Origin of the sequence: Streptomyces sp. MS19, assembly GCF_047200595.1 — a bacterium.
GTDB lineage: Bacteria > Actinomycetota > Actinomycetes > Streptomycetales > Streptomycetaceae > Streptomyces.
The window spans coordinates 1-26056 of record NZ_JBJZOH010000053.1; the positions used below are offsets into that span (position 1 = coordinate 1).

The 26056-nt window shown below is 74.4% G+C and carries 27 protein-coding genes and 1 riboswitch; of the genes, 9 read left to right on the top strand and 18 right to left on the bottom strand.

The annotated features are described in order from the left end of the window. Positions 1-93: 93 nt before the first annotated feature. Positions 94-708 (bottom strand): HD domain-containing protein, encoded by a 615-nt coding sequence (locus tag ACL02R_RS27870; protein WP_412799734.1) that lies wholly within the window; start codon positions 706-708, stop codon positions 94-96. Between the two features lie 246 nt (positions 709-954). On the opposite strand from ACL02R_RS27870, the gene ACL02R_RS27875 reads away from it, so the two are divergent. Further along, positions 955-1269, top strand: a complete 315-nt coding sequence (locus tag ACL02R_RS27875; protein WP_412799735.1) for an STAS domain-containing protein — start codon at positions 955-957, stop codon at positions 1267-1269. A gap of 33 nt (positions 1270-1302) precedes the next feature. Then, positions 1303-1743: a hypothetical protein gene (locus tag ACL02R_RS27880; protein WP_412799736.1), complete on the top strand. Its 441-nt coding sequence runs from the start codon at positions 1303-1305 to the stop codon at positions 1741-1743. Here the strand turns inward: ACL02R_RS27880 and ACL02R_RS27885 are convergent. Then, the gene (locus tag ACL02R_RS27885; RefSeq protein ID WP_412799737.1) at positions 1700-1963 is read right to left on the bottom strand and encodes a hypothetical protein; all 264 of its coding nucleotides are present in this window, start codon (positions 1961-1963) and stop codon (positions 1700-1702) included. The genes ACL02R_RS27880 and ACL02R_RS27885 overlap by 44 nt on opposite strands. Positions 1964-2133: 170 nt before the next feature. Here ACL02R_RS27885 and ACL02R_RS27890 point away from each other — a divergent pair, with 170 nt between their 5' ends. Further along, positions 2134-3039: a 1-aminocyclopropane-1-carboxylate deaminase/D-cysteine desulfhydrase gene (locus tag ACL02R_RS27890; RefSeq protein ID WP_412799738.1), complete on the top strand. Its 906-nt coding sequence runs from the start codon at positions 2134-2136 to the stop codon at positions 3037-3039. Here ACL02R_RS27890 and ACL02R_RS27895 read toward each other — a convergent pair. Continuing rightward, complete coding sequence (locus ACL02R_RS27895; RefSeq protein WP_412799739.1) at positions 3020-3277, bottom strand: hypothetical protein; 258 nt, start codon at positions 3275-3277, stop codon at positions 3020-3022. The two genes, ACL02R_RS27890 and ACL02R_RS27895, sit on opposite strands and share 20 nt — an antisense overlap. 314 nt (positions 3278-3591) lie before the next feature. Between ACL02R_RS27895 and ACL02R_RS27900 the strand changes: the two genes are divergently transcribed. Continuing rightward, complete coding sequence (locus ACL02R_RS27900) at positions 3592-4419, top strand: SAM-dependent methyltransferase (protein ID WP_412799740.1); 828 nt, start codon at positions 3592-3594, stop codon at positions 4417-4419. 12 nt (positions 4420-4431) lie between these two features. Here the strand turns inward: ACL02R_RS27900 and ACL02R_RS27905 are convergent, their stop codons facing one another. Further along, on the bottom strand, positions 4432-5094 hold the full coding sequence (locus tag ACL02R_RS27905; RefSeq protein WP_362962587.1) for a DedA family protein: 663 nt from the start codon (positions 5092-5094) through the stop codon (positions 4432-4434). A 217-nt stretch (positions 5095-5311) separates the two neighbouring features. Here ACL02R_RS27905 and ACL02R_RS27910 point away from each other — a divergent pair, with 217 nt between their 5' ends. Continuing rightward, positions 5312-5893, top strand: a complete 582-nt coding sequence (locus tag ACL02R_RS27910; protein WP_412799741.1) for a superoxide dismutase family protein — start codon at positions 5312-5314, stop codon at positions 5891-5893. Positions 5894-6496: 603 nt separating this feature from the next. Here ACL02R_RS27910 and ACL02R_RS27915 read toward each other — a convergent pair. Further along, positions 6497-6661 (bottom strand): hypothetical protein, encoded by a 165-nt coding sequence (locus tag ACL02R_RS27915; RefSeq protein ID WP_412799742.1) that lies wholly within the window; start codon positions 6659-6661, stop codon positions 6497-6499. Continuing rightward, positions 6658-7080 (bottom strand): hypothetical protein, encoded by a 423-nt coding sequence (locus tag ACL02R_RS27920; RefSeq protein ID WP_412799743.1) that lies wholly within the window; start codon positions 7078-7080, stop codon positions 6658-6660. Before ACL02R_RS27920 ends, ACL02R_RS27915 begins: the two co-directional genes overlap by 4 nt. Positions 7081-7268: 188 nt before the next feature. On the opposite strand from ACL02R_RS27920, the gene ACL02R_RS27925 reads away from it, so the two are divergent. From ACL02R_RS27925 to ACL02R_RS27935, 3 genes are read left to right on the top strand one after another with little or no spacing between them, the layout of a single operon-like run. Then, complete coding sequence (locus ACL02R_RS27925) at positions 7269-7529, top strand: hypothetical protein (protein WP_412799758.1); 261 nt, start codon at positions 7269-7271, stop codon at positions 7527-7529. Further along, a complete protein-coding gene (locus tag ACL02R_RS27930) occupies positions 7501-8025 on the top strand; it encodes a DUF6879 family protein (protein WP_412799744.1) in 525 nt (174 codons plus the stop codon). Before ACL02R_RS27925 ends, ACL02R_RS27930 begins: the two co-directional genes overlap by 29 nt. A gap of 14 nt (positions 8026-8039) precedes the next feature. After that, positions 8040-8888 (top strand): helix-turn-helix domain-containing protein, encoded by an 849-nt coding sequence (locus ACL02R_RS27935; RefSeq protein ID WP_412799745.1) that lies wholly within the window; start codon positions 8040-8042, stop codon positions 8886-8888. 357 nt (positions 8889-9245) lie between these two features. Here ACL02R_RS27935 and ACL02R_RS27940 read toward each other — a convergent pair whose 3' ends face one another. The 4 genes from ACL02R_RS27940 to ACL02R_RS27955 all read right to left on the bottom strand — a co-directional run bounded on the left by ACL02R_RS27940 (position 9246) and on the right by ACL02R_RS27955 (position 13748). Then, positions 9246-10001, bottom strand: a complete 756-nt coding sequence (locus tag ACL02R_RS27940) for an SMI1/KNR4 family protein (RefSeq protein WP_412799746.1) — start codon at positions 9999-10001, stop codon at positions 9246-9248. Then, a complete protein-coding gene (locus ACL02R_RS27945) occupies positions 9998-10513 on the bottom strand; it encodes an HXXEE domain-containing protein (protein ID WP_412799747.1) in 516 nt (171 codons plus the stop codon). Before ACL02R_RS27945 ends, ACL02R_RS27940 begins: the two co-directional genes overlap by 4 nt. Then, positions 10510-11178 (bottom strand): HAD-IA family hydrolase, encoded by a 669-nt coding sequence (locus ACL02R_RS27950; protein ID WP_412799748.1) that lies wholly within the window; start codon positions 11176-11178, stop codon positions 10510-10512. Before ACL02R_RS27950 ends, ACL02R_RS27945 begins: the two co-directional genes overlap by 4 nt. Positions 11179-11708: 530 nt before the next feature. Beyond that, on the bottom strand, positions 11709-13748 hold the full coding sequence (locus ACL02R_RS27955) for an MDR family MFS transporter (protein ID WP_412799749.1): 2040 nt from the start codon (positions 13746-13748) through the stop codon (positions 11709-11711). A gap of 164 nt (positions 13749-13912) precedes the next feature. On the opposite strand from ACL02R_RS27955, the gene ACL02R_RS27960 reads away from it, so the two are divergent. Continuing rightward, entirely contained in the window at positions 13913-15007 is a 1095-nt protein-coding gene (locus ACL02R_RS27960; RefSeq protein ID WP_412799750.1) for a peptidoglycan-binding domain-containing protein, read from the top strand. Between the two features lie 6 nt (positions 15008-15013). On the opposite strand, the gene ACL02R_RS27965 is transcribed toward ACL02R_RS27960, so the two are convergent. From ACL02R_RS27965 to ACL02R_RS28000, 8 genes are all read right to left on the bottom strand, one after another. Further along, the gene (locus tag ACL02R_RS27965; RefSeq protein WP_412799751.1) at positions 15014-15829 is read right to left on the bottom strand and encodes an ECF transporter S component; all 816 of its coding nucleotides are present in this window, start codon (positions 15827-15829) and stop codon (positions 15014-15016) included. Continuing rightward, complete coding sequence (locus tag ACL02R_RS27970; protein ID WP_412799752.1) at positions 15826-17451, bottom strand: ABC transporter ATP-binding protein; 1626 nt, start codon at positions 17449-17451, stop codon at positions 15826-15828. The genes ACL02R_RS27965 and ACL02R_RS27970 overlap by 4 nt, the downstream gene beginning before the upstream one ends. After that, positions 17448-18575 (bottom strand): CbiQ family ECF transporter T component, encoded by a 1128-nt coding sequence (locus ACL02R_RS27975; protein ID WP_412799759.1) that lies wholly within the window; start codon positions 18573-18575, stop codon positions 17448-17450. The genes ACL02R_RS27970 and ACL02R_RS27975 overlap by 4 nt, the downstream gene beginning before the upstream one ends. After that, a complete protein-coding gene (locus ACL02R_RS27980; protein ID WP_412799753.1) occupies positions 18572-19237 on the bottom strand; it encodes an SCO2322 family protein in 666 nt (221 codons plus the stop codon). Before ACL02R_RS27980 ends, ACL02R_RS27975 begins: the two co-directional genes overlap by 4 nt. Further along, complete coding sequence (locus ACL02R_RS27985) at positions 19238-20677, bottom strand: hypothetical protein (protein ID WP_412799754.1); 1440 nt, start codon at positions 20675-20677, stop codon at positions 19238-19240. Positions 20678-20831: 154 nt separating this feature from the next. After that, a riboswitch (cobalamin riboswitch) is annotated at positions 20832-20907 on the bottom strand. Positions 20908-20990: 83 nt separating this feature from the next. After that, complete coding sequence (locus tag ACL02R_RS27990) at positions 20991-21428, bottom strand: hypothetical protein (RefSeq protein WP_412799755.1); 438 nt, start codon at positions 21426-21428, stop codon at positions 20991-20993. Continuing rightward, positions 21425-25099, bottom strand: a complete 3675-nt coding sequence (locus tag ACL02R_RS27995) for a DUF6531 domain-containing protein (protein ID WP_412799756.1) — start codon at positions 25097-25099, stop codon at positions 21425-21427. Before ACL02R_RS27995 ends, ACL02R_RS27990 begins: the two co-directional genes overlap by 4 nt. 368 nt (positions 25100-25467) lie before the next feature. Further along, complete coding sequence (locus tag ACL02R_RS28000; RefSeq protein ID WP_412799757.1) at positions 25468-25884, bottom strand: hypothetical protein; 417 nt, start codon at positions 25882-25884, stop codon at positions 25468-25470. Positions 25885-26056 lie beyond the last annotated feature (172 nt).

Sequence of the window (26056 nt, forward strand, 5' to 3'; positions counted from 1 at the left end):
TCGCGCTCGTGACCGGGCAAGCTGACGGCGACGAAGACCGGAGCGCCGGATAAGTCGCAGGGGACCGGGAATCCGCCCCCCGTGCCGCCAGGGTCAGGAGTGCGGCGCGGGGACGTCCACCGGGTGGGCGTGGCGGGTGGCCAGGGTGGTGATGTCCGGTGTGCCGAACTCGGCCCGCAGCGAAGCGAATCCGGCCACCTTCCCCTCGCCGAAGCGCCGCACCCGCGACGCGTACTCGTCGGCCGTCAGGAACGACGGCGGGTCCGACTTCGTATGGAACTTGTCCGCGTACATCACCAGCCGCTCCTCCGCCGTCTCCGCCAGGAAGTCGCGCGGCGGCAGCGGCAGCGCCCGGCCGACGACCTCCTCACGCGTGATCCCGACCCCCGTGTGGTGCGACGCGATCCGGCACAGTTCCTCCGGACACCCCTCGGCGCGCAGCAACTCCTCGCCCAGCAGCCCGTGGCGGACGTACCGCGCGTGGTCGAGCGTCCCGTCGGGGCCGTAGAGGCGGTAGACGCCGATGTCGTGCAGCAGGCAGCCGGCGCGCACCAGGTCCCGGTCCACCGGGGCCGCGTGCCGTGCCAGGAGGTCGTCCGCGACGGCGAGGACGAGCACGCAGTGCCCGTGGACCAGCGCGAACGCCTCCCGCGAGGGCGCGTGCCGCTCGTGCAGCGCGCGGATCTCGTCGGCGTCGGGAACGATCATGCGCGCACCCTAGCGGAGGCCGGTCCGCGTCCTCCACGGTTGATACGCCCGGCCGTCCCGTGCAACGCTGGGCAGCTGACGAAGCTCAGTCCGGGCCGTGACGGCCCCGGTACGCGGTCATGGTGTCAGGATGACCGCCCGCCGGGGCGGGAGCGCCGGACCGTGCGCGGTGCCGAGCCGCGCGCTGTAACTGCGGGCCGCGCGCCCGCGTTTCTGGGCCGCCCCTCACGGAAGGGGGAAAGCGGCATGCACGACTTCACATTCACCATGACAGCGACCGCCGACAGCGTCGTCCTGGCGCCCCGCGGCGAACTCGACTTCGACACCCTGCCCGACATCGAGGAAGCCCTCACCCGGCTCCCGGACTCCACGGGACCGGTCGTGCTCGACATGACCGGAGTCCCGTTCATGGACCTCGCCGGGCTGCGCCTGGCGTGCCGGCTGGAGACCGGGGACCTGCTCCGCGGCCGGGTCGTCCTCGCCCGCGGCTGGCGGCCCCAGCCGGAGAAGCTGCTCCGGCTGGCCGAACTCCCGTCGTCGCGGGGCCGAATCGTCCTGTGACGGCGTGTGCCGCGGACGTCTCGGAGGGAAGCCGTGGAAGAGGAACTGGCCGCCGTCCTGCGGGACATCGGCGCGCAGTGCGCCGTACCGCCCCTGCTGCGGCCCACCGGTGTCCCCGAGACACCGCTGATGCTGTGCGCGCCGGACGGCAGCGGCGCCGGGCTGAACGAGCCCCGCGGCACGCGGCCCGGCGAACGGCTCGCCGACCTGGCGGACCAGGTGCAGGACTGGGCCGTCGAGGCCTTGTGGGGCGCCGGGCTCCCGGCCGTCTGGCCGGTCTGCCCGGCGCACCCGGACACCCACCCGCTCGCCGCCGCCGTGCGGGACGGCGCGGCCGTCTGGACGTGCCCCCGGACGGGCGCGGCCGTGGCCCGCGTCGGGGAGCTGCCCGGCGCGGCGGAGGCGGCGGAGGGGGCGGGGCCCGCGCGGGTCAGACGCCGCGGGCGGCGCTCGCGCTGTTCCGGTCGCCGGTGACGCGGGCGGCGAGGCCCTTCACCAGGGACCCGGCCGCCGCGATCCCGGCGGCGCCGACCGTTTCCCAGAAACTGGCCGAGAACATGTCGGCGGGCCCGGCCGCGACGGCCACGCCGCCCGCGGCGACGACGAAGGTCGCGAGGACGCGTTCGACGAGGTCGGTCACGTAGGTCTTCGCGGTGCGGGCGATGTCGGAGGGTGCGGGGAGATCGGACTTCATGGCTGGCTCCACTCTGCTGGAAGCGCTTTCCCTCAGGGTTTCCCGCTCTGTAGTCCCTCAGTGACGAACGGTCGCGCAGTGCGGCTTACGAGGGACGTCTCGCACGGATGACTGAACGGGCGCGGGCCCGCCGTCGCCGCCCGCCCCGCGCGTTCCTTAGAGTGGCCCCGATGCTGACCCTCCCGGCGCCCGCGCCGTCGCTGCCGTCGCCCCTGACACCGCTGTCCGACCCGGCGCTGTCCCGGGCGGGCGTCGAGCTGCGCCTCAAGCGCGACGACCTGATCGGCGACCGCGTGCCGGGCAACAAGTTCCGCAAGCTGATGCCCAACCTGCGGGCCGCCGCCGAGGCCGGGCACAGCCGCGTCCTCACGTTCGGCGGCGCGTACTCGCACCACATCGCCGCCGTCGCCGCCGCCGTGGGGCCCGCCTCCGTCGGCGTCATACGGGGCGACGAGCTGGCCACCCGCCCGCGCAACCCGTCGCTCGCGGCGGCCGAGGCGCACGGGATGCGGCTCGCGTTCGTCTCCCGCGCCGACTACCGGCGCCTGCGGGACGGGCTGGACGACCCGGCCGTACGGGAGGAGCTGCGGCGCGCCCACGGCCGCTGCTGGATCGTGCCCGAGGGCGGCTCCAACGCCCTGGCGGCGCGGGGCGCGGCGGAGACGGCGGCGGAGCTGACGGGCCTCGGGCCGCGGGACGTCGTCTGCTGCGCCGTGGGCACGGGCGGCACGCTCGCCGGGATAGCGGCCGGGCTGCCGCCCGGCGCCCGCGCGCTGGGCGTGGCGGCCCTGCGCGGCGCCGGATACCTGGAGGGCGAGGTGGCGCGCCTCCAGACGGCAGCCTGGGGCCGTACGTCGGGGAACTGGGCGATCGACCACGGCCACCACGGCGGGGGTTACGGGCGGGTACAGCCCGAGCTGGAACGATTCGCCGCCGCCTTCGAGGCGCGGCACGGGCTGCGCGTGGAGCGGCGGTACGTCGCCAAGGCGCTGTTCGCGGTGCACCGGCTGGCGGGCGGGCCGCTGCTGCCGCCCGGCACGCGGGTCACGGTCGTCGTCACGGGGCCGCCGGACTGACCGGCCGGCGGGCGCCGGCCAGCCAGCGCCAGCGGGGGAGTTCCAGCACGGCTGTCGCGGCGGCCAGCGCGCTCACCGCCACCGCCACCGCGGGCGGCCACGCCGCCCAGGCCGCGCCGACGGCGGCCGCCAGGTGCAGCACCACCAGCGCGACGGTCACCGGCCCCGGCGCCGCGACGAGCACGTGCGGCTTGTCACCCGGCGTCGCGAAGACGGTGGGCAGGGCGACGAGGACCACGACCGCCGCGGCGGCCAGGACGGGAGACCGCCCGGCGAGGGCCCAGGCCGCCGCCGTCCAGGCGGTCGGCTCGGGCCGGGATGCGCGGGACGGACGGTGTCCGCCCCGCCGGGGTGAGGTGGGGCGGGACGGGAGTGCGTACGTTCACGCGGGCAGGCCCGCACGCGGCGCGGGCGCCCCGGCGTACGGCGCGGGCCGTCCACCGCGCGCCCGGTAGCCGGGGGCGCCCTGACATGCGCTTTCAACACGCATTAGTCTGCGGCCAGTTGACCTGTGCGGCCCGCAGGGGGCCGAAGTGACGGACGGAGACGCCTGTGAGCGACGACACCACCGGGGAGTACTTCAACGACTCGCCCATCGACCTGCGGACCGACCAGCCGCACTCCGCCCGTATGTACGACTACCTGCTCGGCGGGAAGGATCACTACTCGGTGGACGGCGAGGCCGCCGAGAAGGCACTCGGCGCCTTCCCGATGCTGCGCACCGCCGCGCGCGAGAACCGCAAGTTCCTCGGCCGCGCCGTGCGGCACCTGGTGCGCGAGACGGGAATCCGGCAGTTCCTCGACCTCGGCTCCGGGCTGCCCACGGCGGAGAACGTCCACCAGGTCGCGCAGGCCGTCGAGCCCGAGTCCCGCGTCGTGTACGTGGACAACGACCCGATCGTCCTCGTCTACGGTGGCGCGATGCTCGCCATGGACGAGCGCACCGCCGTCATCCAGGGCGACATCCGCGACCCGCACGCCGTCCTGGACAACCCGGTGACGACCTCGCTGATCGACTTCTCGCAGCCGGTCGCCGTCCTCGCCGTCGCGGTGCTGCACTTCGTCGCCGACGAGGAGGACCCGGCCGGGATCGTGCGGACGCTGCGCGAGGCGGTCGTGCCGGGCAGCCACTTCATCCTGTCGCACGCCACCGCCGACATCGCGCCGGAGGAGGCCATGGGCGTGCAGCGCTCGTACCGCGCGCAGGGCGTGCCGCTGACGCTGCGGACGAAGGAGCGGTTCACCACGTTCTTCGACGGGCTGGACCTCGTGGAGCCGGGCGTGCAGGTCGTCTCCGACTGGCGCAGCACCGTGCCGGAGGCGGAGCGGCCCGACCCGGCGAACGTGTCGTGGTACGGCGGTATCGGCCGCGTCGCGTAGCGCGGGCGGGGATCAGGCGAGGGGCGCCGGGGGAGAGGACTCCGGCGCCTGGACGGCCGGGACGGGGCGCAGCAGCCGCAGCGCGACGATCCCCGCCACCACCAGCGCCAGCACCGAGAGGCCGGTGCTGATCCAGCTGGCGCCGAGCAACTGCCCGCCGAGGTAGCCGATCCCCACGCTGTAGACGGTCCAGACGACGGCCGCCAGCGCCGACCAGGGCAGGAAGTCACGCTTGCGGCGGCCCGACACCCCGGCGCCGAGGCTCACCACGGCACGCCCCGCGGGCGCGAAGCGCGCCAGCACGACGAGGAAGCCGCCGCCGCGCTTGAGCGCGGACTCCAGGCGCTGCTGCGCGGTGGACAGGCGCCGCGAACGGGAGATGGCGCCGTCGAAACGCCGCCCGCCGTGCAGCGCGGCGACGTACGCGAGCAGGTCACCGGCGATGGAGGCGGTCGTGGCGCACACGCCCAGCAGGAACAGTTGCGGGAGGTGGGTGTTCGCGCCGGGGCCGGGAAGTCCTGCGACGTCCGCCGCGGTACCGGCCGCGACGGTGGCGGCGGCCACCACCAGGGCGCCACTCGGCAGGACGGGGACGAACACGTCCAGCAGGATGGAGAGCGCCACCACGACGTAGATCCAGGGGGCGTAGAGCAGTATCCCCAAGGTGTCCTGCACAGCGTTCCCCGTCTTTCCGCTTCCGCCCCTGTCTCCCGGCTTCCGCCGGGGTGGGCCGCGTGTTCCTGTAGGACGCGCGATCGAACGTAGTGGTTCCGCCGTAAAGCGTACGCCCGAGTCCCCCACCCGGTGCACATGGGTGCGTGTGGCGGGGATCTCATGGCGGGGCTGGGCAGTGTGGTCCCGGACGACCGTCCGACGAGCACGAGGAGCAGCGGTGAAGGCACTTGTCACGAGCGGTGTGGTGGCGACGGCGGCGATGCTCGCCCTGGGCGGGGCCGCGGCGCCCGCGGGGGCGGCGGGGGGCGGCGGGGCGGGTTCCGGCGCCGGGGAGGCGGAGCACTGGCTGCGCGCCAAGGGAGAGTTCGGGCCGGCCGGCGACGGGGGCGACGTCCCGGCGGCGGTGACGTACGACGAGGCGCTCGTCCCGGCGGGGTCACACATCCGTGTCGGGCAGCGGGTCACCGGCGACCGGATGGTGATCGACCTGTTCGTGGGCGGCGTGGTGCCCGGCAGGACGTACGGCGCGCACGTCCACACCGAGCCGTGCGGGGCCGACCCGGCGTCGTCGGGGCCCCACTACCAGAACGTGCCGGGGGCCGCCACCGAGGAGAACGAGGTGTGGCTCGACTTCACGGCGGGCGGGGAGGGCTCCGGCAGCGCGGTGGCGCCGAAGAACTGGGTCTTCCGCGAGGGCGGCGCCGCCTCGGTCGTGCTGCACGAGCACGCGACCGGCCACGGCGGCGCGGCGGGCGACCGCCTGGCGTGCTTCACCGTCCCCTTCGCGGGCGCGGAGTAGGCGCCACCCCGCGGACCACGGCCCCCGGCGGGCGGCGCCGGTGCGGGATGCGTACCCGGCAACGCGCTGGCCAGCAGGAGGTTGGGGCCGTCGTGACCGGTCGTGCCCCGTCCCCGAGACGGAACGGGGGCGGGGCGGTCGTGGGTTCTGCTCGGGCCGGGGATACAGCGCGCTTCCGCCTGGCAGACGTATCCGAGGCCCTTGGAGTGCTGGCAGCGGTGCGGTGCGGGCACGCCCATGGCCGGGCCGTACGCCGGAACGTACGGCGTCTCGCGGATCTCGACGCGCTGTCCGGTGCACGTCTGGCACTGCCGGTGCGGGCCTGGGCAGTCGTCCGGCGGCCCCTCCGGCGCCTCTACCGGCTGATCCGTCCGGTTCCTCCGCAGGGGCCACAGCGTCGCTGCTCGTACTCCGTGGGTGGGCCCGGCTCCACCTGGGAGTGCCGGGCGACGAGTTCGCAGCCTTTGCCTCCGCGCCCAGTCATGGGCCGCCGGTGCGTCCTCGGGCCCACCGCCGCCGGGGAACCGGCGCGCGGCCGGCAGCACGGGCGGCTGCGGGGGGTCCGTCACCGTTCCTCCTCGTACATACACCGCGGCGGCGGGATCACGACCCCTCGCCCCCGGCCGGCATCTCGTCGTCCGCCGCGGCCGGGGCGGCGCGCCACACGGGACGCGGGAGCGGCCCCTCCAGGCCGGTGATGACGGTGATCTCCGGGTTCGGGTCACGTACCGGCGCGGGCTCGGGCGGCCGGTATCGGTCGTCGGTCACGGCGCCTCCCCGAACACCCGGCACAGCGCCGGGTACAGGACGTCGGGGTCGGTGAGGCAGTCCCCGGTCGGCGGGACGGCCAGCCACCGCACCTCGCCGCCCGCGTCAGCGTCCCACGGGCCGCTGACACGGTCGGCGGGCGGGATCGCGAGGACGTGCCCCCGTCCGAGAGGGGTGACGCCGAGGGGCCACCAGCGGGCCGTCGCGTCCCCGGCCGGGACCAGCCAGTGCAACAGCCGCTGCACCGGGTCCTCGACCACAGGCCCCGACAGGCCGGTGAGCGCCAGGCGCGGCAGCACGTACAGCCCTTGAAGCATCGGCACGCGGACCGCGTCGAACTGCTCGCCCAACGGCCTTATGCGCACGCGCCCGTCGAGCGGCAACCAGTCGGGCAGTGACAGGGGGGTGGTCTTCGCCATGGGCTCTCCCAGGCCAGCGGAACTCGGTGGAAGGACCGTAGAAAGGACGAAGCCCGGTGATCCACCAATGTGCAGTTATGTGCACCAACTTCCCTCTGCCGCCATGCCTCAAATCGTACTGTTGAGCCACTGCCCGCGTGGGTACGATGCTGCCGCACATCTCTGCACACCTCATTGCGGAGGCAGTCATGCGGTTAGTGTTCATCGGGATCGACCCCGAAACCGGCGATAAGCAGAGCCCGACAGTCTGGGTGGACACGGACGCAAAGGAGATCGTATTCCAGGGCTGGAAGCCCCCACAGGAACTTGAAGACGCCTGCGCCAGTACCGAAATCGCTGGGCACGCCACCGGAATCCCGGACAACGAGGCCGTTGTCCGCATCCCCGCACGGATGGTTCACATGATCAGGGAGGCATGCGATGCCGTCGAACGTTCCCAGCTTCGATGAGCTGATCGAAAGTTGCCATTCCGCTGTGCACCTGGAGATGCGGGACTCCTACGCGGTGGACTACGAAGAAGGCCCGTTTGCCGACTGGCGGAACGGCTTCCGTCACCATCCGGCCGACCGGGCGTCGTGGTGGCGTCCGTGGCTCGACCTCGTCGCCGAGACCGTGGGCAGGGGAGCGGAGATCCGCCGGGCGCGCATCATCTCGGAGCCGGTCAGCGAGTACATCCGGTTCGAGCACTCCGGAACGTTCACCAACGTCGCCGCTGGCGAACAGGTCCGCTGGCTGCCACGCCGCCGGGCGTCCGACATCGCCTTGCCAGGAAACGACTTCTGGCTGTTCGACCGGAGATGGGTCCACTGGAACCACTTCGACGGCGACGGGCAGTGGACGGGCGAAGAGATCACGGACGATCCCGCCGCCGCGGCCCTCTGCTCATCGGCCTTCAAGGCTGTCTGGGACCGCGCCACGCCGCACGACGAGTACAAGATCCAGTAGGAGCCGTCCCGCCCATGCCCATCTCGCCGTCGAGTTCCGCTCAGGTCGCCCGCGCCGCCGTCGCCCGGCGGCTCCGAGACCTGCGCAAAGGGTCCGGGCTCACGGTGACCGAGCTGGCCGACGCCTGCGGGTGGCACCATGCCAAGACCTCTCGTATCGAGAACGCGCGAACGAGCCCTTCCGCGCGCGACATCTCGGCGTGGTGCCTCGCCTGCGGTGCAGCGGATCAGGCCGCGGACCTGGTGGCGCAGTCGCTCAACGCGGAGCAGATGTACACCGAGTGGCGACACCAGGTCCGCAGCGGCATGAGGCAGCTCCAGGAGGACTGGAATCGATTCTTCAAGGAGACGCGGCTCTTCCGGGTCTATTCGTCCACGCTGGTCCCTGGGTTACTCCAGACGCAGGGATATGCAGCCGCCCTGCTGAGTGGCATTGCCGCATTTCGCGAGGTCCCCAACGACGGTGAGCACGCGGCAGCGGCGCGGGTGGCGCGGTCACAGGTCATTTACGAGTCGGACCGCAGAGTTGTGCTGGTGATCGAAGAGGGGGTTTTGTATCACCAAATCGGGGACGCAGACGCGATGGCGGCCCAGCTCGGATATCTGCTCACCGCTGGCGCCCTTCCGACCGTCTCACTCGGAATTGTGCCATTCCATGCCACGTCCCGCCCGATGCGCCCGGTGGAAACCTTCCACATCTACGACGACACGTTGGCCTCGGTCGAGCTTGTCTCGGCCCAGGTCAACATCAACCAGCCCAGCGAGGTGGCGCTCTACCTGCGGGCCTTCGAAAATCTGCGTGCCCTGGCGGTGTACGGGGCGCAGGCACGCTCACGCATCCTTCGGGCGATCGATGCTCTGTGAGGCCGCAGGAGGCGTCCTGCCGCCGCCGGAAGCGGCGTTGCGCGTTCTCACGCCCCTGCACGTATGCCATGCGGGGGTGAGTGTGGACCCCGGGCCCCCACGCCGGCCTGACAGGGAGCGCTCAGCCGGGCGTACCCGCAGATCAGGGGATATGGCGCCGACGGTGCCGGGTGCGGGATTCGAACCCGCAACCCGTCGCCACCCGCCGGCCCCTGTCCTGAGCCCGGGACCGCATGTGCGGCGAGGCCGCGACCGGCGTACTCGTCCCGTGGTCCCCGTCGCCACCGGCTGTTCCCCGCGCTCGCGGTCGTGGCGTCCAGAAGCGGGCTCAGTCCCGGGCGGGCGTCGCCGCGCGTGTCAGCGGGGCGCGCCGGCGGTCAGCCAGGCGCAGAGGTCGCCGGTCAGCAGGGTGCCGTCCTCCGCGACGCCGGGGCCGAGCGCGCCCAGGCCGAGCAGGTACACCGACGAACGGTCGCGGCCGTGGTGCCGCATCAGCAGCCCGGCGCCGCCGCTGTCGTCGCCCACCAGGGTCCAGCCGGGGGCGTACGCGGCGACCTCGTACGTCGCGTTGCGCTCGGCGATGTCGTGCGGCCCGTAGACCGTCACGCCGTCCGGCAGCGCCAGCCCCGGCGTCGTGCGCCACAGGCGGGCCACCGCCGGATTCGGGCCGTCGCGCAGTCCGGCCGCCAGGGCGGCGCGCACCGCGACGAAGCCCGCGAACGACTCCGCGTACGGGTACAGGCCGCCGTCGAACGGGTCCCGCCGCAGCACGGCGCGCTCACCCCCGGGCGACGCGCCGCCGAAGAGGAACGCGTCCCCGCCGTCCGGCTCGGCCGCGAAGCACAGCAGCCCGCCCTCCTCCCGCCGCCACGGGACGGTGACGGACTCGGCCGTGTCCGCGTGCGGCGGCGGCGCGACGACCGCCACCTCCGCGCCCAGGACCGTCCCCCGGCACGGGCCGTACGTCCGCAGCCACCAGCGGTACGAGCGCGGCAGCGCGCCCACCACGGCCTCGGCGGCGCGTACGTCCTCCTCCGCCGCCCCGCGCGCGGGGCGCCCGGCGGGCGTGAGCGCGTCGAGCAGTTCGCGGAGCCGGCCGAGGTCCGGGATCACGCGCGGCCCCGCACGAGGCGCCGCGCCACGGCGTGGGACCCCGCCACCGCCCCCGCCGCCAGCGCGAGGCCCGCCATCGCGTCCCGCGCCCGTACGGGCGGCGCCCCCGCCGCCCGCAGCCGCGCCCGCGCCCACAGCGACCAGGGCACCACCAGCGCGGCCGACGTCGCCGCGCCCGGCGTCCACGAACGCACCGCCGCCGCCTGCGCGAGATGCACCACCCCGTGCAGGCCGAAGCCGTCCACCGCCGCCCGGTACACCGCCGAACGGCCGCCCGTCCGCCGCCCCTCCCGGGCCACGGCGGCGACCAGCAGGCCCATCAGCCCCACGGCGGCCGCGAACTCCCGCTCGTTGACGGACGACAGCGCCCGCCAGACCCGTTCCGGCACCCAGGGGAACTCGTCGCGCAGCGCGGGCAGCCGCTCGGCCGTCCACCGCCCCACGCGCGCCAGCTCCTCCGCGTCGTGCAGCGCCCAGACGGCCAGGAGGCCCCAGCCGGGCGGGCGCGTCACGACTCGTCCACGACGAGCAGGACGCCGCCGTCCGCGGCGGGTTCGACGCGGACCCGTTCCAGCGTGGCCGCGCACGCGGTGGGCCGGTGCTCCACCGCGCGGGACCCGATGCCCAGCACCCGCATCCCCGCCGCACGGCCCGCCGCGATGCCCGCGCCCGAGTCCTCCAGGACGACGCAGTCGGCCGCGTCCACGCCCAGTTCGGCGGCGCCCTTGAGGAAGCCCTCCGGGTCCGGCTTGCTCGCGCTGACCGACTCGGCGGTGATCCGCACGGGTGGCAGCGGCAGTCCGGCGGCGTTCATGCGCGCGGTGGCCAGGGGCAGGTCGGCCGAGGTGACGAGGGCCCGCGGTACGCCCGCGCCGCGGGCCGCCGCGAGGAACGCCGCCGCACCCGGCACGGGCGCGACGCCGTCGAGGTCCGCCGTCTCGCGGGCGAGGAGGGCGCGGCTGTCGGCGAGGTTCAGCTCCATGGGGCGGTCGGGCAGGAGCGCGGCCATGGTCGCCCACGCCTGCCGCCCGTGGACGACGGGGAGCAGGTCGGCCGGGTCCACGCCGTGCTCGGCGGCCCAGGCGGTCCACACGCGGTGCACGACGGCGTCGGAGTCCACCAGGGTGCCGTCCATGTCCAGCAGGAGCGCGTGGGCGTGCAGGCGGGCGGTGCGCATGGCGGGCCGGCTCCAGACGGGGGCGGGGTACGGGGGGTGGGAGGAGAGCCAGTGGCCCCGCCCGTATCTGGTCGGGGAAGCGGGCGGAACCACTTTGTTTTTGTACGGTACAAAACGCGGGGCCGGTTTGGCCAGTCCCCGGGAACCGTCTTCCGGGAGCGTTCACCGCGCGTTCAGGCCGGGCGGGGCCGGTCTCGTCGCGCGGGCCGCGCCTTCTCCCGGGCGCCGTGCCCGATGGACCCCGTCCACGAGCGGCGCGCCGCCGGCCCACCGGTGGACCGTGGCCGGATTCCCGGGCCGTCCGGCGGCACCGCTCCCCGATCGCGGTCCCCGGATACCTGCCGAGGGCCACCGTTTCCGCCTCCCGTGCGATCCCGCCATCGAGCACGCGCATCGTCCGGCCTTTCGCGCCGGGGAAGAGCTGGGGAAGAGGAGACCCGCCGCGGCGCTGTCGGGCCCGCCCCGTGTGGAACGGCGCGCCGACGCGGCGGAGTTCCCCGTGGCGGGAAGGACCGCTCACGGGTGGTGCGTCAGGCCCCGCGGTCGTGCTCCCAGCGGGCCTCGTGGCCGCGTTCGGCGCTCAGCTGCACGACGAGGTCGCGCAGGTCGCGCGGACGGTCGGGGCCCCACCAGTCGCCGAGCAGCGCGGCCAGTTCGTCCTCGCGCGCGCGGGCGAGGCGCGCCGCCACCGCACGGCCGCGTTCCGTCGTGATCAGGAACACCCCGTCGCGCCACGTGAGATGGCGCTCCTCCAGCTGCCTGGCCGCCTCCGACACCGCGTGCAGCGACAGCGACGCGCGCTGCGCCAGGTACTCGGGGTGCACCCAGCCGTGCTCGTCCACGCGCAGCAGCAGCCAGGCCGCGGCCGGCAGCAGGTCCTCGCCCGCGCGCGCCGCGACGCGCCCGTACATGTCGCGCCGTCCCGCCCTGCTGCCCAGCAGCGACAGGGCGCGCGCGCACTCGTCCCGCGATGAGCGCGCCACCGGGTTCGGCGGCAGCGTCTCGCCCGCGTCGGGCGCCTGCACGCTGCCGCGCAGCGGCTCCTCCCGCAGCATCCATGCCAGTATGTGCGCGACGAGCAGCACCGGCACCGCGTACAGGAACACGTCGGTGATCGCGTCGGAGTACGACGTCAGCACGCGCGACCGCACGCCGCCCGGCAGCCGGGCCACGCCCTGCTGGTCGTGCGCGAGCGACTCGGGCGTCACCCCGTCCGGCAGGCGCACGCCGCGCAGCGAGTCCGCCAGATTGCTGGTGAGGTGGTTGGTGAAGATCGTGCCGAAGACGGCGACGCCGAACGCCGAGCCGATCGAGCGGAAGAACGTGACGCCCGACGTGGCGACGCCCAACTGCCGGTAGGGCACCGCGTTCTGCACCGCCAGCACGATGACCTGGAGCACCAGCCCGATGCCCATGCCGAAGACGGCGAACCAGACGCTCATCTCCAGCGTGCTGCTGTGCCGGTCGAGGGTGTGCATCAGCAGCATGCCGACGGCGGTGACGGCCGTGCCGACCACCGGATAGATCTTCCAGCGGCCGAAGCGGCTGATCAGCTGCCCGGAGACCGTCGAGGTCAGCAGCAGCCCGAAGACGAGCGGCAGCAGGTGGACGCCGGACAGCGTCGGCGACACACCTCGCACGACCTGGAGAAAGGTCGGCAGGTAGGTGAACGCCCCGAACATCGCCCAGCCGATGACGAACCCGATCAGGCAGCACAGCACGAACGTCCGCACCGCCGCCAGCTCCGGCGGCAGCACCGGCTCCTCCGCCCGCCGCTCCACCGCCACGAACGCGACCAGGCACACCGCCCCGAGGAGCGACACGGCCGCGACCTGCCACGACCCCCAGTCCCACGTCGAGCCGCCCAGCGACGTCACCACCACCAGGCAGGACGCGACGGCGGCGATCAGGAACGTGCCCGCGTAGTCGATGACATGGCGGCGCGGCGGCACCGGGATGTGCAGGAACGCGGCGATGACGCCGAGCGCCACCACCCCCACCGGCAGGTTGACGTAGAACACCCAGCGCCAGCTCAGGTTGTCCACGAACAGGCCGCCGAGCAGCGGCCCCAGCACGCTCGTCGCCCCGAACGCCGCCCCGAACAGGCCCTGGTACCTGCCCCGGTCGCGCGGCGGCACGAGGTCGCCGACGATCGCCATCGACAGCACGATCAGCCCGCCGCCGCCGAGGCCCTGGAGGAAACGGAAGCCGATCAGCTCCGCCATGTTCTGCGCCTGCCCGCACAGCGCGGAGCCGGCGAGGAAGATGACGATCGCCGTCTGGAACAGCCTCTTGCGCCCGTACTGGTCGCCCAGCTTGCCCCACAGCGGCGTCCCGGCCGTCGCGGCGAGCAGGTAGGCCGTGACGACCCAGGAGAGGTGGTCGAGACCGCCGAGGTCGCTGACGATCGTCGGCAGCGCGGTGGCCACGATCGTCTGGTCCAGCGCGGCCAGGAAGAGACCGAGGAGCAGCGCGCCGAGCGACAGGTAGAGGGAGCCGCGCGAGTGCGTCCCCGCGCCGGGGGAGGGACCCGTACGGGTGGCGGGGTCCGCGCCGGGGGACGGCTCCATGGTCCCGCCTCCTCGTGTTCAACACGCCGGTCGTTCGTTCGCTTGCCTTGCTGCAAGTCTGTCCGCATTTGCCCGCTTCGGCTTCTTGGGCGACGCCATCCCCTCACCCGATGGGGTGGTGCATAATCGCTGCCATCACAAGGGGACGGGGACGGGAGGCGCCGGTGACCGACCAGCCCGACTGCCTGATCTGCGGGCGACCGGCGTCAGCGTCCGGGGACCCGTCCTGCGACTGCCTCACGCACTCGCTGTCGCGCCGCGTGGACCCTCCGCTGCACGGCCCCGACCCGGCGGACGTCGCACGCTTCCCCCTCGAACCGCCGCCCAGGTCACACGCGATGAGCGTGCCGCAGCCGCCCCTGCCGCGCCCCACCGTGCGGCCCGCGCCCGACTTCGAACAGGTCGCCCACCTCGGCCCCGCCCGCACCCCCGGGACCCACCGCAAGCCGCGCCAGCGCACGCGCATGGCCACCGCGGCGGGCGGCGCCGTCGCGGCCGTCGTCGGCACCACGGCGCTCGCCGCGTCGTTCCTCGGCGGACAGGGCCGTTCGGACGAGGCGCTGCGCCGCGACGCCGACGGCCCGGCGCTGGAGACGCCGGACATCGACGCGTCCGAGACGCCCGTGATCCCCGCCCCCCGCGACCCCACGCGTACGCCGGGGCACGACGACGCGACCCGCGACGGCGACGGCTCGGCCGAGCACACGGTCCCCCCGCCGCGCGACGGCCACGGCGGGCGGCACCCGTACGTGCCCGAGCCGCACCACCCCGCGCAGCCCCCGCCACCGGCCGCCTCCGAGGACCCGCCGACACCCGGCACGCCGGGGGACTCCGACTCGCCCGAGCCACCCGGGGGGCCGACGCCGCCGGAGAGCCCGAAGCCCACCGATCCGACCGATCCGACCGATCCGACCGATCCCGGCGACCCCACCGACCCGGGGGAGCCGACCGACCCGACGGACCCGACCGACCCCGGGGACCCCACCGACCCGACTGATCCCACCGACCCGACCGACCCCACCGACCCGGAGACCCCGCCCGTCCTCCAGCTCGGCGACGAGGGCTCCGAGGTCGTCGAACTCCAGCTCCGGCTGCTCCAGCTCGGCTGGGTCTACAACGGCGCGACGGACGGCGTCTTCGACGAGGCGACCCGCGCCGCCGTCGCCCGCTTCCAGAACGCCTACGGCGTCGCGGGCGACCCGCAGGGCACCTACGGCGCCGCCACCCGGGCCGTCCTGGAGGAGAACACCACGGTCTGACCCCCGTCAGCGGCCCGGCGCCTCGAAGCGCGCCGGTACGTCGAACGCCGCCCGCCGCGTCGCCCTGCGCACCGCCCGCAGCACCGTCCCGCCGCACACCGCGACCAGCCCCGCCGTCAGCAGCGCGCGCGGCACGTCCCAGCCGAGCGACGTCGTCAGCACGTACGCCACGTAGCGCCGCAGGTTCTCGTGCGCCGGATCACCCGGCACGAACGACACGCCCGTGGACAGTCCCGCCAGGTACGGCCAGCCCTGAAGGTTGATCACCAGCCCGTAGCCGAGCGACGAGACCGCCCCGTACGCAGCCAGCAGCGCCACCTCGGCGCGCCCCCGCAGCCGCTCCCCGCCCGGCAGCAGCCCCGCGCCCATGGCCACCCAGCCCATCGCGAGCATCTGGAACGGCAGCCACGGCCCCACCCCGCCCGTCAGCAGCGCCGAGGCGAACATCGCCACCGACCCCACCACGAAGCCGAACCCCGGGCCCAGCGCCCGCCCCGCCACCACCATCAGGAAGAACATCGGCTGCAACCCCGCCGCCCCCGCCCCCAGCGGACGCAGCGCCGCCCCACCGGCCGCCAGGACGCCCAGCATCGCCACCGCCTTGGCGCCGAGCCCCGTGTCCGCGATCGTCGCCGCGACCACCCCGAGCAGCAGCGGCAGCAGCAGGGCGAACAGCCAGGGGGCGTCCGCCGAGTGCGCCAGCCCCGAGCCGGGGTCGGCCAGCAGCGGCCAGCCGAACGCCACCACCCCGACCGCCGACACCAGCGCGAGCGCCGCCGCCGAGCGCGGCCCGAGCCCGACGACGGCGACCCGCCGCGTCACGGCGCGCCCTCCCGGCCCAGCGCCCCCGCGACCTGCCCCACCGTCAGCCAGGGTCCGGGCGCCAGCACCTTCGCCACCTGCGGCGCGAAGGACGGCGACCCCACCACGACCTCGGGCGTCGGCCCGTCCGCGACGACCTCGCCCTCCGCGAGCACCACCACGCGGTGCGCGACGTCCGCCGCAAGCTCTACGTCGTGCGTCGCGAGGACCACGCAGTGCCCCTGGGCCGCCAGTTCCCGCAGGACGGCCGCCAGACGTTCCTTCGCCGCGTAGTCGAGGCCCCGCGTGGGCTCGTCGAGCAGCAGCACGGGCGGCGCGGCGGTCAGCACGACGGCGAGCGCCAGCACCAGCCGCTGCCCTTCCGACAGGTCCCGTGGGTGCGCGTCCTCCCGTACGTCCGGCAGCAGGCGCGTCACCAGTGCGCGGCACGTACCCGGCGCCGCCCCCGCGTCCGCGTCGGCCGCCGCGCACTCGCCGCCCACCGTCTCCGCGAACAGCAGGTCGCGCGGGTCCTGCGGGACCAGCCCCGCGTGCCGCAGCAGTTCCGCGGGCTTCGCGCGGTGCGGCACGACGCCCCCCGCGAGCGTCACGGACCCGGCGGCCGGCGCGTGCATCCCGACCAGCGTGCGCAGCAGAGTCGATTTCCCCGCCCCGTTGCGCCCCATCAGCGCGACTGTCTCGCCGGGCCCCACCGCGAGCCGTACGCCCCGCAGCACCTCCGCCCGCCCCCGCCGCACCGCCAGGCCGCGCACGTCGAGCAACGGCGCCTGCCCGGCGCCGGGTTCCCGCACGGGCACGGGCCGCAGCCTGTCCAGCCGCTCCCGCAGCGCCCCGGCGCGCCGTCGCGCGTCCCGCACGGACAGCGGTAGCGGCTCCCACCCCGCCAGCCTGCCCAGCGCGACCACCGGCGGCCGTACGGGTGAACGCGCCAGCACCGCCGCCGGATCGCCCAGCACGGGCGCCCCACCCGGCGCGGGCAGCAGCAGCACCCGGTCCGCGTACTGCACGACGCGCTCCAGCCGGTGCTCCGCCATCAGCACGGTCGTCCCCAGGTCGTGCACCAGCCGCTGCAACACGGCCAGCACCTCCTCGGCCGCCGCCGGGTCGAGCGCCGACGTCGGCTCGTCCAGCACGAGCACGCGCGGATGCGGCGTCAGCACCGAGCCGATCGCCACCCGCTGCTGCTGCCCGCCCGACAGGGCCGCCAGCGGCCTGTCGCGCAGGTCGGCGAGGCCCAGCAGGTCAAGCGTCTCCTCCACGCGCCGCCGCATGACGTCGGGCGCCATGCCGAGCGACTCCATGCCGTACGCCAGCTCGTCCTCGACCGTGTCCGTCACGAAGTGCGCCAGCGGGTCCTGCCCGACCGTGCCCACCACGTCCGCCAGGTCCCGTGGCGGATGCGTACGCGTGTCACGCCCGGCGACGGTCACCCGGCCGCGCAGTGTGCCGCCCGTGAAGTGCGGCACCAGGCCGCAGACCGCGTTCAGCAGAGTCGATTTCCCCACCCCGGAAGGCCCCACCAGCAGGCACAGCTCGCCCTCCTCCACCGTCAGGTCCACGCCCGCCAGCGCAGGGGCCGCCCCCTCCGCGTACGTCACCGACACGTCCTCGAAGCGGATCACCGCCCCACCGCCCCCACCGCCGGGCGCGGCGCCACCAGCGCGGGCAGCAGCCCCACCAGCACGCCCACGGCGGGCAGCACGGGCAGGCGCGGCGCCGTCAGCGGCACCGCCGGGGGGTTCAGCGCCGCCGCGTCCGCACCCGCCGCACCCGCCGCGTACGCCATCACCGCCGCGACCACCGCGCCGGAGCCCGCCACCAGCCACGCCCGCACGCCCCACCGGTCCGGCCGATAGCGCGTCCGCACCGTCCGCCGCCCGCCCAGCACCAGCCCGCCCAGCGCCGCCGCCACCCCCGCGAGCAGCAACGGCAGCCCGTACACCGCGCCCTCCGCCGCCAGCAGCCCGTAACTGCCCGCGCAGACCCCGACGAGCCCGCCTAGCGTCAGCGCACCCGTCGCGCGCCGCACAGCGGGCGGCACATCGGCCGTCCGCCCGTAACCCCGCGCGTCCATCGCGGCGGCCAGCGCCACCGACCGCTCCAGCGCACCCTCCAGCACAGGACGCGCCACCTCCAGGAACGAACGCGCCCCCCGGTCCCGCCGCCCCCGCAGCCGCCGCGCCGCCCGCATCCGCAGCACATCCGTCACCAGCTGCGGCGCGAACGTCATCGCCACCACCACGGCCACCCCGATCTCGTACAGCGCCCCCGGCAGGGACTTCAGCAGCCGCGCCGGGTTCGCCAGCGCGTTGGCCGCGCCCAGGCAGACCAGCAGCGCCGCCAGACGCAGCCCGTCCAGCGCCGCGAACACCACGCCCTCCGCCATCACCCGCCCGCCGATCCGCACCCCGGCCGCCCAGTCCGGCAGCGGCACCTCGGGCAGCGTCACCAGCAGCGTCGTCCCGCCGATCGGCGAGCCGAGCGCGACCGCGAAGACGACCCGCAGCACGACGACGAACGCGCCGAGCGCCAGGTAGAAGCCGAACGCGCGGGCCCACGGCGCGTCCGTCCGGCGCGCCGCCACCACGTACCCCGCCACCGCGACGAGCAGGGCCAGCAGCAGCGGGTTCGTCGTCCGCGACGCGGCCGTGGCCAGGCCGAGGGCCCACAGCCACCAGGCGCCCGCGTGCAGCGCGTTGGCGCGGGTCGCCAGCGGCGCGCGGAGGACGGCGGACACCGCCGTCAGTCCCTCCGGCGGCGGCCGTGCACCAGCGCGGCGGCCACCAGGACGGCGACGGCGGCGATGCCCGCGACGACGCCGACGGCGGTGGATGTCCCGTTCCCGCCCTCGTCACCGCCGTCCCGCGCCTCCCCGCCGGACGACCCCTCGCCCTCCGACGACACCGCCTCGCCGCAGCCGCGCTCCGGATAGCCCGCGATGCCGCACAGCAGCGCCCCCGCGTCGTACCGCAGCGGCTCGGCCACCGACGCCAGCGCCTCCGCGGCGGTGGCGCCCTCCGGCAGGTCCGCGCACGCCGTCAGCGGCTCCGGCGGCTCCTCGCCCGCCGGGGCGTCCTGCGGCGTGCCGAAGTCCACGACGACCGCGACGTGCCCGGCCGGGTCCTCCGTGCCGCAGACGGCCGCGAAGTCCGCGCCAGCGCGCGGCGTGGCCTGCCCCCCGGCCTCGGTGCTCACCGCGAAGCGGAAGCCGATCAGCCCGCCCGCCTCCGGCCGCGCCGTGCCCGGCCCCTCGTCCGCGTACGCCCAGTCGCCGCCGTCCCCGGCCTCCCAGAACGACCAGTAGCGGTACGCCGTGTCGTCGGCCGACGCCGCCCCCGCCACCGGCCACAGCACCGCCGCCGCGGCGGCGAGCGCGACACCCAGCGCCCGTATGCCCGTACCGCGCACCTACTCGGCCTTCCGCGCCCGGCGGCGGGTCAGCAGCACGCCGATCACGATCCCGATCACCAGGCCCACCCCGACGACGACCCACACCACGGCCCCAGGCGAGCCGCCGTCGTCCCCGTCGCCCGCCGCGTCCGCCGCGCCCTCGTCGGGGGCGGGGCCGAGACGGTCGAGCGCGGCCACCAGGTCGGTGCCGCCGAAGTCGGTCGCCGAGGTGTCCGTCGCGTGCGCCGCGAGGATCAGCATGCCGAGCGCCGCCGGGCTCGCCGTCACGTCGGGCCAGGCGCCCGCGTTCTCCCGCAGCCAGCCGAGCGGGGCCTGCGCGGCGTCGCGGTGGCCGCCCGCCGCGAGGGCCAGGACGGTCTTGGCGGTGCTGCCGTAGTCGGGCTGCTCGTCGTCGGCGGAGCCGGGGAGCGTGGTGACGAGGTGCTGCTCGTTCGCCCCCAGCAGGGCCTGGAGCTGCGCGCCGCCCGCCGACGCGGCCGTCACGTGCGCGGGCACGGTGTCCTCCGACGCGCCGTCCGAGGGCATGCCGGGGTCGGTACGGTCACCCGGCGCCTCGCCCGGCGTGTCCCCGCCCGGCTCCTCCGTACCGTCGCCGTCCTCGCCCCCGTCGGCCCCCTCGGGCGTGTCCCCGTCCGAGGGCTCCCCGGACGGCGAGCCCGCCGTACCGCACTCGGCTACCTCCAGCGGCGCCGCCTCCTCCGTGCCCGGATCGACGAGCAGCCCGCTGCCGTACAGCGCCAGCACCGCGTCGGCGGTCGCCGGGCCGTTGCCCGTCAGATCGCCCGTCTCCTCGTCCGGCTGCCAGGCGAACGCGCCGCGCTGGTCCTCCGCCGCGCCGCAGCCGAGCTGGAGCGCCGTCAGCGCGTCCCAGGGCGAACGGTCGTCTCGGGTCACCTCGGCCGGGTCGCGCCCGGCGGCGGTGAACGCGCCGACGATCACCGCCGTCGAGTTCGCGTCGGTCGCGCCGCCCGGCGCGTAGCCCCAGCCGCCGTCCTCGTTCTGCACACCGGTGAGCCACGTGAGCGCCGCGTCCACCGCCTCGCCGTGGCCGCCGAGCGCGGCGAGGGCCTGCGCGGCGAGCGCCGTCGCGTTCGAGTCGGCGCCCGTCACGTCCTCGCACGGCTCCGCCGGATTCGCCCGGTACGCGAGGAACGAACCGTCCCCGCACTGCTGGCCGGCCAGCCACGTCACGGCCTCCTCGGCCGGGGTGTACCCGACGGAGTGCTGCGCCAGCAGCGCCACCGACTGCCGCCACACGCCGTCCATCTGCGGATCGCCGCTGCCGAAGAGCCCCTCGGGCAGCTGGTCGGCCGCCGCGGCCGTCCCCGGCGTCAGCGCGGAGGCGGCCAGCAGCGCCGCGCTCCCTGCCAGGGCGGCGGCTGCGCGGCGCAGCCGGTGCGACCGGGACGCCGGGCGCTGGTTCGCGGGTGTGGACACGCGGAAGCCTTTCACTGTGCCGGCGGCCGGCACGGCTCACCCCCGGGGCGCGGACCATGCCGCGCGGCGGGGCACCGGGCACAGCGCCGTACTCCTCGACGGGCCGGCCGCCGTTCCGGCGGCCTGGGGTGCCAGTGCTGCCCGCGCCGGGCGCTCCGGCTCGCGGACGGCGCCGCCCTCGCGGAGCCGTCACGCACACGGTTGCGGGTCAGCGCCGGATTCCCACCGGCTTCTCCCATTCGCGGGCGACTGCACCCCTCACTCTATCGGCCGCCCCCACACCCCCCACCCGCGGCCGCTGCTGCCCGTCCGCTCACCCGCCGTCCGGGTCCCGCATGACGCTGTCCGGCAGCCCGTGCAGCCGGAAGATGGCGACGCGCTGTTCCTCGACCGTCACCACCTGGTCGGCCCGCGCCGGAGCGAAGATGTCCACGGTCTCCTCGTCCACCCGTCCCGCACCCGGCACGAACGTGTACACGCGCCGTCCCCCCGACATCCCGTTCAGCAGCCCGGACGGAGTGACGTCGGGGCGCGCCCCCTGGCAGCAGAGCAGCAGTCCCTCGTCCTCCAACTCGCCGCGCACCCGGTGCAGGCAGGCGAACAGGTTGCTGCCCGGGAAGTCCTTCGCCTCCTGCCCCTCCCGTACCACCGTGACGACGAACGGCGGCGCATCGGTGAACCGCAGGCCCACAGTCCCGCGCGGCACCCGGTCGGCGATCCCCACCGTCTCCAGCGTCACCTGCTCTGTCATCCCGCTCCTCGGAAGTTCGGATTCGCATGGTAGGTCCCTGACGCGTCCCACGCCCCAGCGATCTCGGATGGATCGATGGCGCGGGGATAGGCGAACTCGTACTCGTGGGAGCTGTTGTTGCCCGGCAGAGCCGCGTTGACGTCGACACCGCCGTCCCTCGCGCGGATGTCGTAGAGGTAATTTCCCTGCCCCTGCGCGCGCGTCTGTCCGTATCTCAGATTGTCGGTGGTGCCCACATAACCTGACTCCGGGTAGTAAGTGCCACCCAGGCCCGCCTGGTGCTGCTCCAGGTCCATGTTCGTGCCCCTTGGCTCGAATCCCGAATCGAAGATCTCGTCAGGGTGCCGGCTGTCCACGCGGTATCGCTGATAGGGCGCGAGTCCGAGCGGATCACACCACGTATGAGGATTGACCACGTACCCGTGCGGATTGAGCGCGGGGGAGAGACCGAGCGGGTCGGTGCTGATGTAGCGGGCGGTCTCCGGGTCGTAGTAGCGCTGGTAGTTGTAGTGCAGGCCCGTTTCCCGATCGTGGTATTGCCCGGGAAAACGGAGCGGGGTGTATGCCGTACTGTCCGACGCCCATGCCGTCACACCCCAGAGCGTCCGGTGCGCTCGCCACGCCACCTTCCCGTGCGTGTCCACGAGTTCGGTGGGGGTGCCCACCAGGTCGGTGACTATGGCGAAGTACCGGGAGTCGATCTCTTCCTGTGTGGTGGTGTCGGTGAGCCGTTCCGACTGGGTCAGCGGGACAAAGCCCTCGTGATGCCAAGTGAGCGTCACGGCCAGCGGGCGTCCTGCGGTGGTCGTCGTCTCCTCCGCAAGGGTGGACCCGTCCCAGCAGGTGAGGGTCTCCTCGACGACGGTCTCGCCGTCGGCGGCCAGGCGCTGTTTCGCCAGGCGGCGTCCGAAGGGGTCGTACCGATAGCGCCAGACCGTGCCGTCCGGTGTGGTCACACGGGTGAGCCGGTCTTCGGCATCCCAGGTGTACCGCCAGATGCGGGGCTTGCGGGAGATCCGTGTGTGGTGGCGTTCGACCACACGGCCCGCCGCGTCGTGGACGTAGCGCGTCGGACGCAGGCGCGGGAGACGTGCGCCGGCGTGGGTACGCGGCCCACGGGCGCTGGACTCGTCGCCCCGCCGGGCCTGCCGCCCCTCCGTCCGGTCTCCGGTGAGGTCATAGACGTACCGCTCGGTCCAGTCGCGTGCCTGGACGGCGGTGACCCTGCCCACGGCGTCGAGGGTGAAGTCGCTCCGCCCGGCGAGACGGTCGTCGATCCCGACGGGGAGGCCGTCTGCCCGGTACCGGTACGTGCGGGTCTGCACCAAGCCGTGGTCGCCTGTCACACGCTGTTCCGTCAGCCGTCCGGCGATGTCCCAGGTCTGGGTCAGCTCCAGTCCGTCGTTCGCCCGGCGCAGGACCTCACGCCCTGCGTCGTCGTGGGTGAAGTCCAGCCGGTGCCCAGCGGTCTCCAGCGCAGTCGTGCGGCCTGCGGCGTTCCGGTGCCACAGAGCGCGGGCACCGCCGGGCGTCACGCGTTCGGCGAGCCGTCCGGCGGCGTCGAAGCGGTAGGAGAGCCGCCGTCCGTCGACCGTCTCGGCGATCGTGCGTCCCGTGGCGTCGCGCTCCCAGCCGAGTGTGCCCTCGGCGTTCGACGCCTCTGTCAGCCGACCGGCCGTGTCCCGCTTGTACCGGGTGGGTACGCCGTCCATGTGTTTCGCGATGACCCGGCCGAGGGGGTCGAGGTCATAGGTGACGGTCTGCCCGGCGCCGTTGGTCCTGGCCACCAGGCGGTCTGCCGCGTCATACCGGTAGGTGACCGTCCGGCCGTCGTAGTCGGTCTCGCCGACGAGGCGTCCAGCCGGGTCGTAGGTGTAACGCCAGGACAGGCCGTGCGGGTCGGTGACCTCCGTCAGCCGGAGCGAGGCGTCGTGATCGAAGGTGTACCGGCCGCCGTCGGGCCCCGTACGCGCGGTGAGGACATCGAAGTGCCCGTACTCGAAGCGGCTCGTCCCGCCCTGCGCGTCCGTATAGCTCAGGCAGTTGCCCTCGCCGTCGTACTCCCATGCCTCAGCCGCACCGTCGGGTGCGATCCGCCGCGCGAGGCGCCCCTCCGGTGTCCATTCCAGGCGGGTGACACCGCCCCCGGGGTCCGTCGTCCTCCGGATCCGGCCCGAGCGGTCCCGGTCGTGGACGGTACGGGACCCGAGGGGGTCGATGACCTCCACCGCGAGCCCGGCGGCGTCGCAACGCACGTGGGTGGTGCCGCCGAGAGCGTCGGTCACGCCCGTCAGCCGGCCAGCGTCGTCATAGGTGAACCGTGTCACCGCCCCGGCGGGGTCGGTGACGGACACGCAGTTGCCCTGGCCGTCGTATCCACGCCGCCACGTCCCACCGTCCGGCAGCGTGACCTCGCGGGCCTGGGCGGACGGGTCGTACTCGTACGTCGTCCGGCTGCCGTCCGGACAGGTGACGGCGAGAGGCTGGCCCGCCTCGTTACGCGTGAAAAGGGTCGTGTTGCCCAGCGGGTCCGTCACCGCGCGGACGTGGCGCGAGGTGTCGTACGCCATGCGGTGCACGGCACCGTTCGCGTCGATCCGTGCCGTCTGCCGGTACATGGCGTCGAACACATGCCGGGTGACGGCGCCCGCCGCCGTTGTGAGGGAGGTGACGCGCCCACCGGGCCATTCCGGGTGGCTGCCGTCGTAGGCGAGGGTGAGGGAGACATGTCCTGCCTCGCCTCCCTCGGCGACGCAGCGGTCCTGGTCGTCGTACGCGTAGCGGTAGTGCCTGTCGTTGGAGTCCGTCCACGACGTCACCCGCAGGCGGTCGTCGTAGCCGAGACGGAGAGACGCGCCGTCGGCGTTCCGGACGGTCGTCAGATTGCCGTCCGTGTAGGTGTAGCGCCGGACGACGACGTCCCCGCCGTCGTCGGCCGCACCCGCGAGGGCGAGTGCCGTGATGCGCCCTGCCTCGGTGGTGATCTTCAGGTGGTAGCCGCCGGAGTGGCGGATCGCTGTCGGAGCGCCGTCCGGGCCGCGGTCGAAGTGGATGAGGTTTCCCGTGCGGTCCCCGAGCCACCGGATCACGGCGACGCCGTCGTCGTCGGGCGCCGCGAAGCAGCGGGTCGCGCCAGTGAGCGGATCGGTGAGCCGGAAACCGCCTTCCGCGTGCCGTGCGAGCGGCCAGGCGGGGCCCAGGTGCGGAAGCACCTCCATGCCGGACTCGGGCGGGTGAGGGTAGGCCAGCAACACGCCGTCCTCGGCGACGAACACCACGCCCTCGGCGTCGACGTCCAGGCGCTGGTCGCAGGTGGACGACCAGGAAGGGCCGAACCAGCGCCCGGTTCGGTAGCCGGATTCCACGCGCCTGGTGAACGTCAGAGGGAGCGTGCCGGGCAGGGCGATGTCCGTCTGGGAGAGGAACATGCGACCGGTGGCCAGATCGACCGGGTCGGTTCCACCGGTGGGAATCAGGTCCCGACACCGTTCGAACGCGGCGTCCATGCCGTCGGCGAGCATGGCGCGGCCCCGGGTGGCGAGGCCGCGTATGCCCTGGGACATGCCGCGCAGGCCGCCTCTGGCGGCGGTCAGGCCGCCGCGGAGTCCGCGGGCGAGGCCGCCGAGGGTGGTGAGGCCTTTCATGCCGGGGATGCAGTCGAGTGCTGTCAACTTCGGCCCATACAGTATTCCCGTGAATGTGCCTCTGACCTGCGAGTATGCGGGCGATGCCGTTGTTATGCGATCGATACCCGCAGGTGGCCGCTGCCTCTGGGAGCGGCGGCCGTTCCTCGGTGTCGCCGGGGGTGGAGAGGCTTTGGGCGGGAGCTGCGGGGCGTGTGAGGGGCGGGGGCCGTACGCTGGCCAGCGGATCGGGCAGGCTTGCTCCTGCCCGCTGTAGTGCCCGATTGGCCCCCGCAGAGGCTCACACGCCCCGTGGCTGCCTAAAGCCTCGGCGTTCGGGCTGACTGGTCAGTAGAGCGTGAAGAGCCCCGCGCACGCGTCCGAAGGGGATGGGTGCGTGCGCGGGGCGGCTTGGGTTATCCGGCGGCGGGGAGGCGGCGGCAGGGGCAGTCCGCCCAGCATTCCTCGATGCCGTCGCCGTCTGCCTGTGCGGCGGCTCGGCGGGCGGCTATGGCCTGTTGTTCTTGCTGTGCTTTCCACTCGGTCAGCCAGCGGGCAGACTCGTGAATCACCACGTACCAGGGGACGAGGGTGGTCGGGTCGGCAATGACTTCAAGGGGTTCGTCGTGGGGCGTGAGCACGTCGGTGTGCTTGGCGATGAAAGCGTCCGCTGGGCTGAGTTGGGGGAGGTGGAACGCCAGCGTGGGTGCGTCGTCCTGAAGGGGGTGTTCCTGGGCGACCGGGGGGCCGGTGCGGCGGCGGTGAGATCCGACGGCAGGGGCGAGGAGGAGACGCAGGCACGCCTTCAGGGCGCGCACGATAAGGTTGCGCACGTCAACAGGTCCAATCTGTTGGCCATGGCCCCGGGGAGTGTGTCCAGCACTCCGCCGGGGTTCAATTTTGGGTTGTGACGCGAGGCTAGCACGGGCGTGTGCTAGCGGGGTCGGCTGTGGCGCGGCTGGTTCGTATCGCCGTCGCCGTCAGCTTGCCCGGTCACGAGCGCGG

Bases quoted from the DNA above. Each gene is read 5' to 3' on its own strand.
- ACL02R_RS27870 (WP_412799734.1), bottom strand. From the start codon at position 708: ATGATCGTTCCCGACGCCGACGAGATCCGCGCGCTGCACGAGCGGCAC.
- ACL02R_RS27875 (WP_412799735.1), top strand. From the start codon at position 955: ATGCACGACTTCACATTCACCATGACAGCGACCGCCGACAGCGTCGTC.
- ACL02R_RS27885 (WP_412799737.1), bottom strand. From the start codon at position 1,963: ATGAAGTCCGATCTCCCCGCACCCTCCGACATCGCCCGCACCGCGAAG.
- ACL02R_RS27890 (WP_412799738.1), top strand. From the start codon at position 2,134: ATGCTGACCCTCCCGGCGCCCGCGCCGTCGCTGCCGTCGCCCCTGACA.
- ACL02R_RS27920 (WP_412799743.1), bottom strand. From the start codon at position 7,080: ATGGCGAAGACCACCCCCCTGTCACTGCCCGACTGGTTGCCGCTCGAC.
- ACL02R_RS27925 (WP_412799758.1), top strand. From the start codon at position 7,269: ATGCGGTTAGTGTTCATCGGGATCGACCCCGAAACCGGCGATAAGCAG.
- ACL02R_RS27930 (WP_412799744.1), top strand. From the start codon at position 7,501: ATGCCGTCGAACGTTCCCAGCTTCGATGAGCTGATCGAAAGTTGCCAT.
- ACL02R_RS27935 (WP_412799745.1), top strand. From the start codon at position 8,040: ATGCCCATCTCGCCGTCGAGTTCCGCTCAGGTCGCCCGCGCCGCCGTC.
- ACL02R_RS27950 (WP_412799748.1), bottom strand. From the start codon at position 11,178: ATGCGCACCGCCCGCCTGCACGCCCACGCGCTCCTGCTGGACATGGAC.
- ACL02R_RS27955 (WP_412799749.1), bottom strand. From the start codon at position 13,748: ATGGAGCCGTCCCCCGGCGCGGACCCCGCCACCCGTACGGGTCCCTCC.
- ACL02R_RS27990 (WP_412799755.1), bottom strand. From the start codon at position 21,428: ATGACAGAGCAGGTGACGCTGGAGACGGTGGGGATCGCCGACCGGGTG.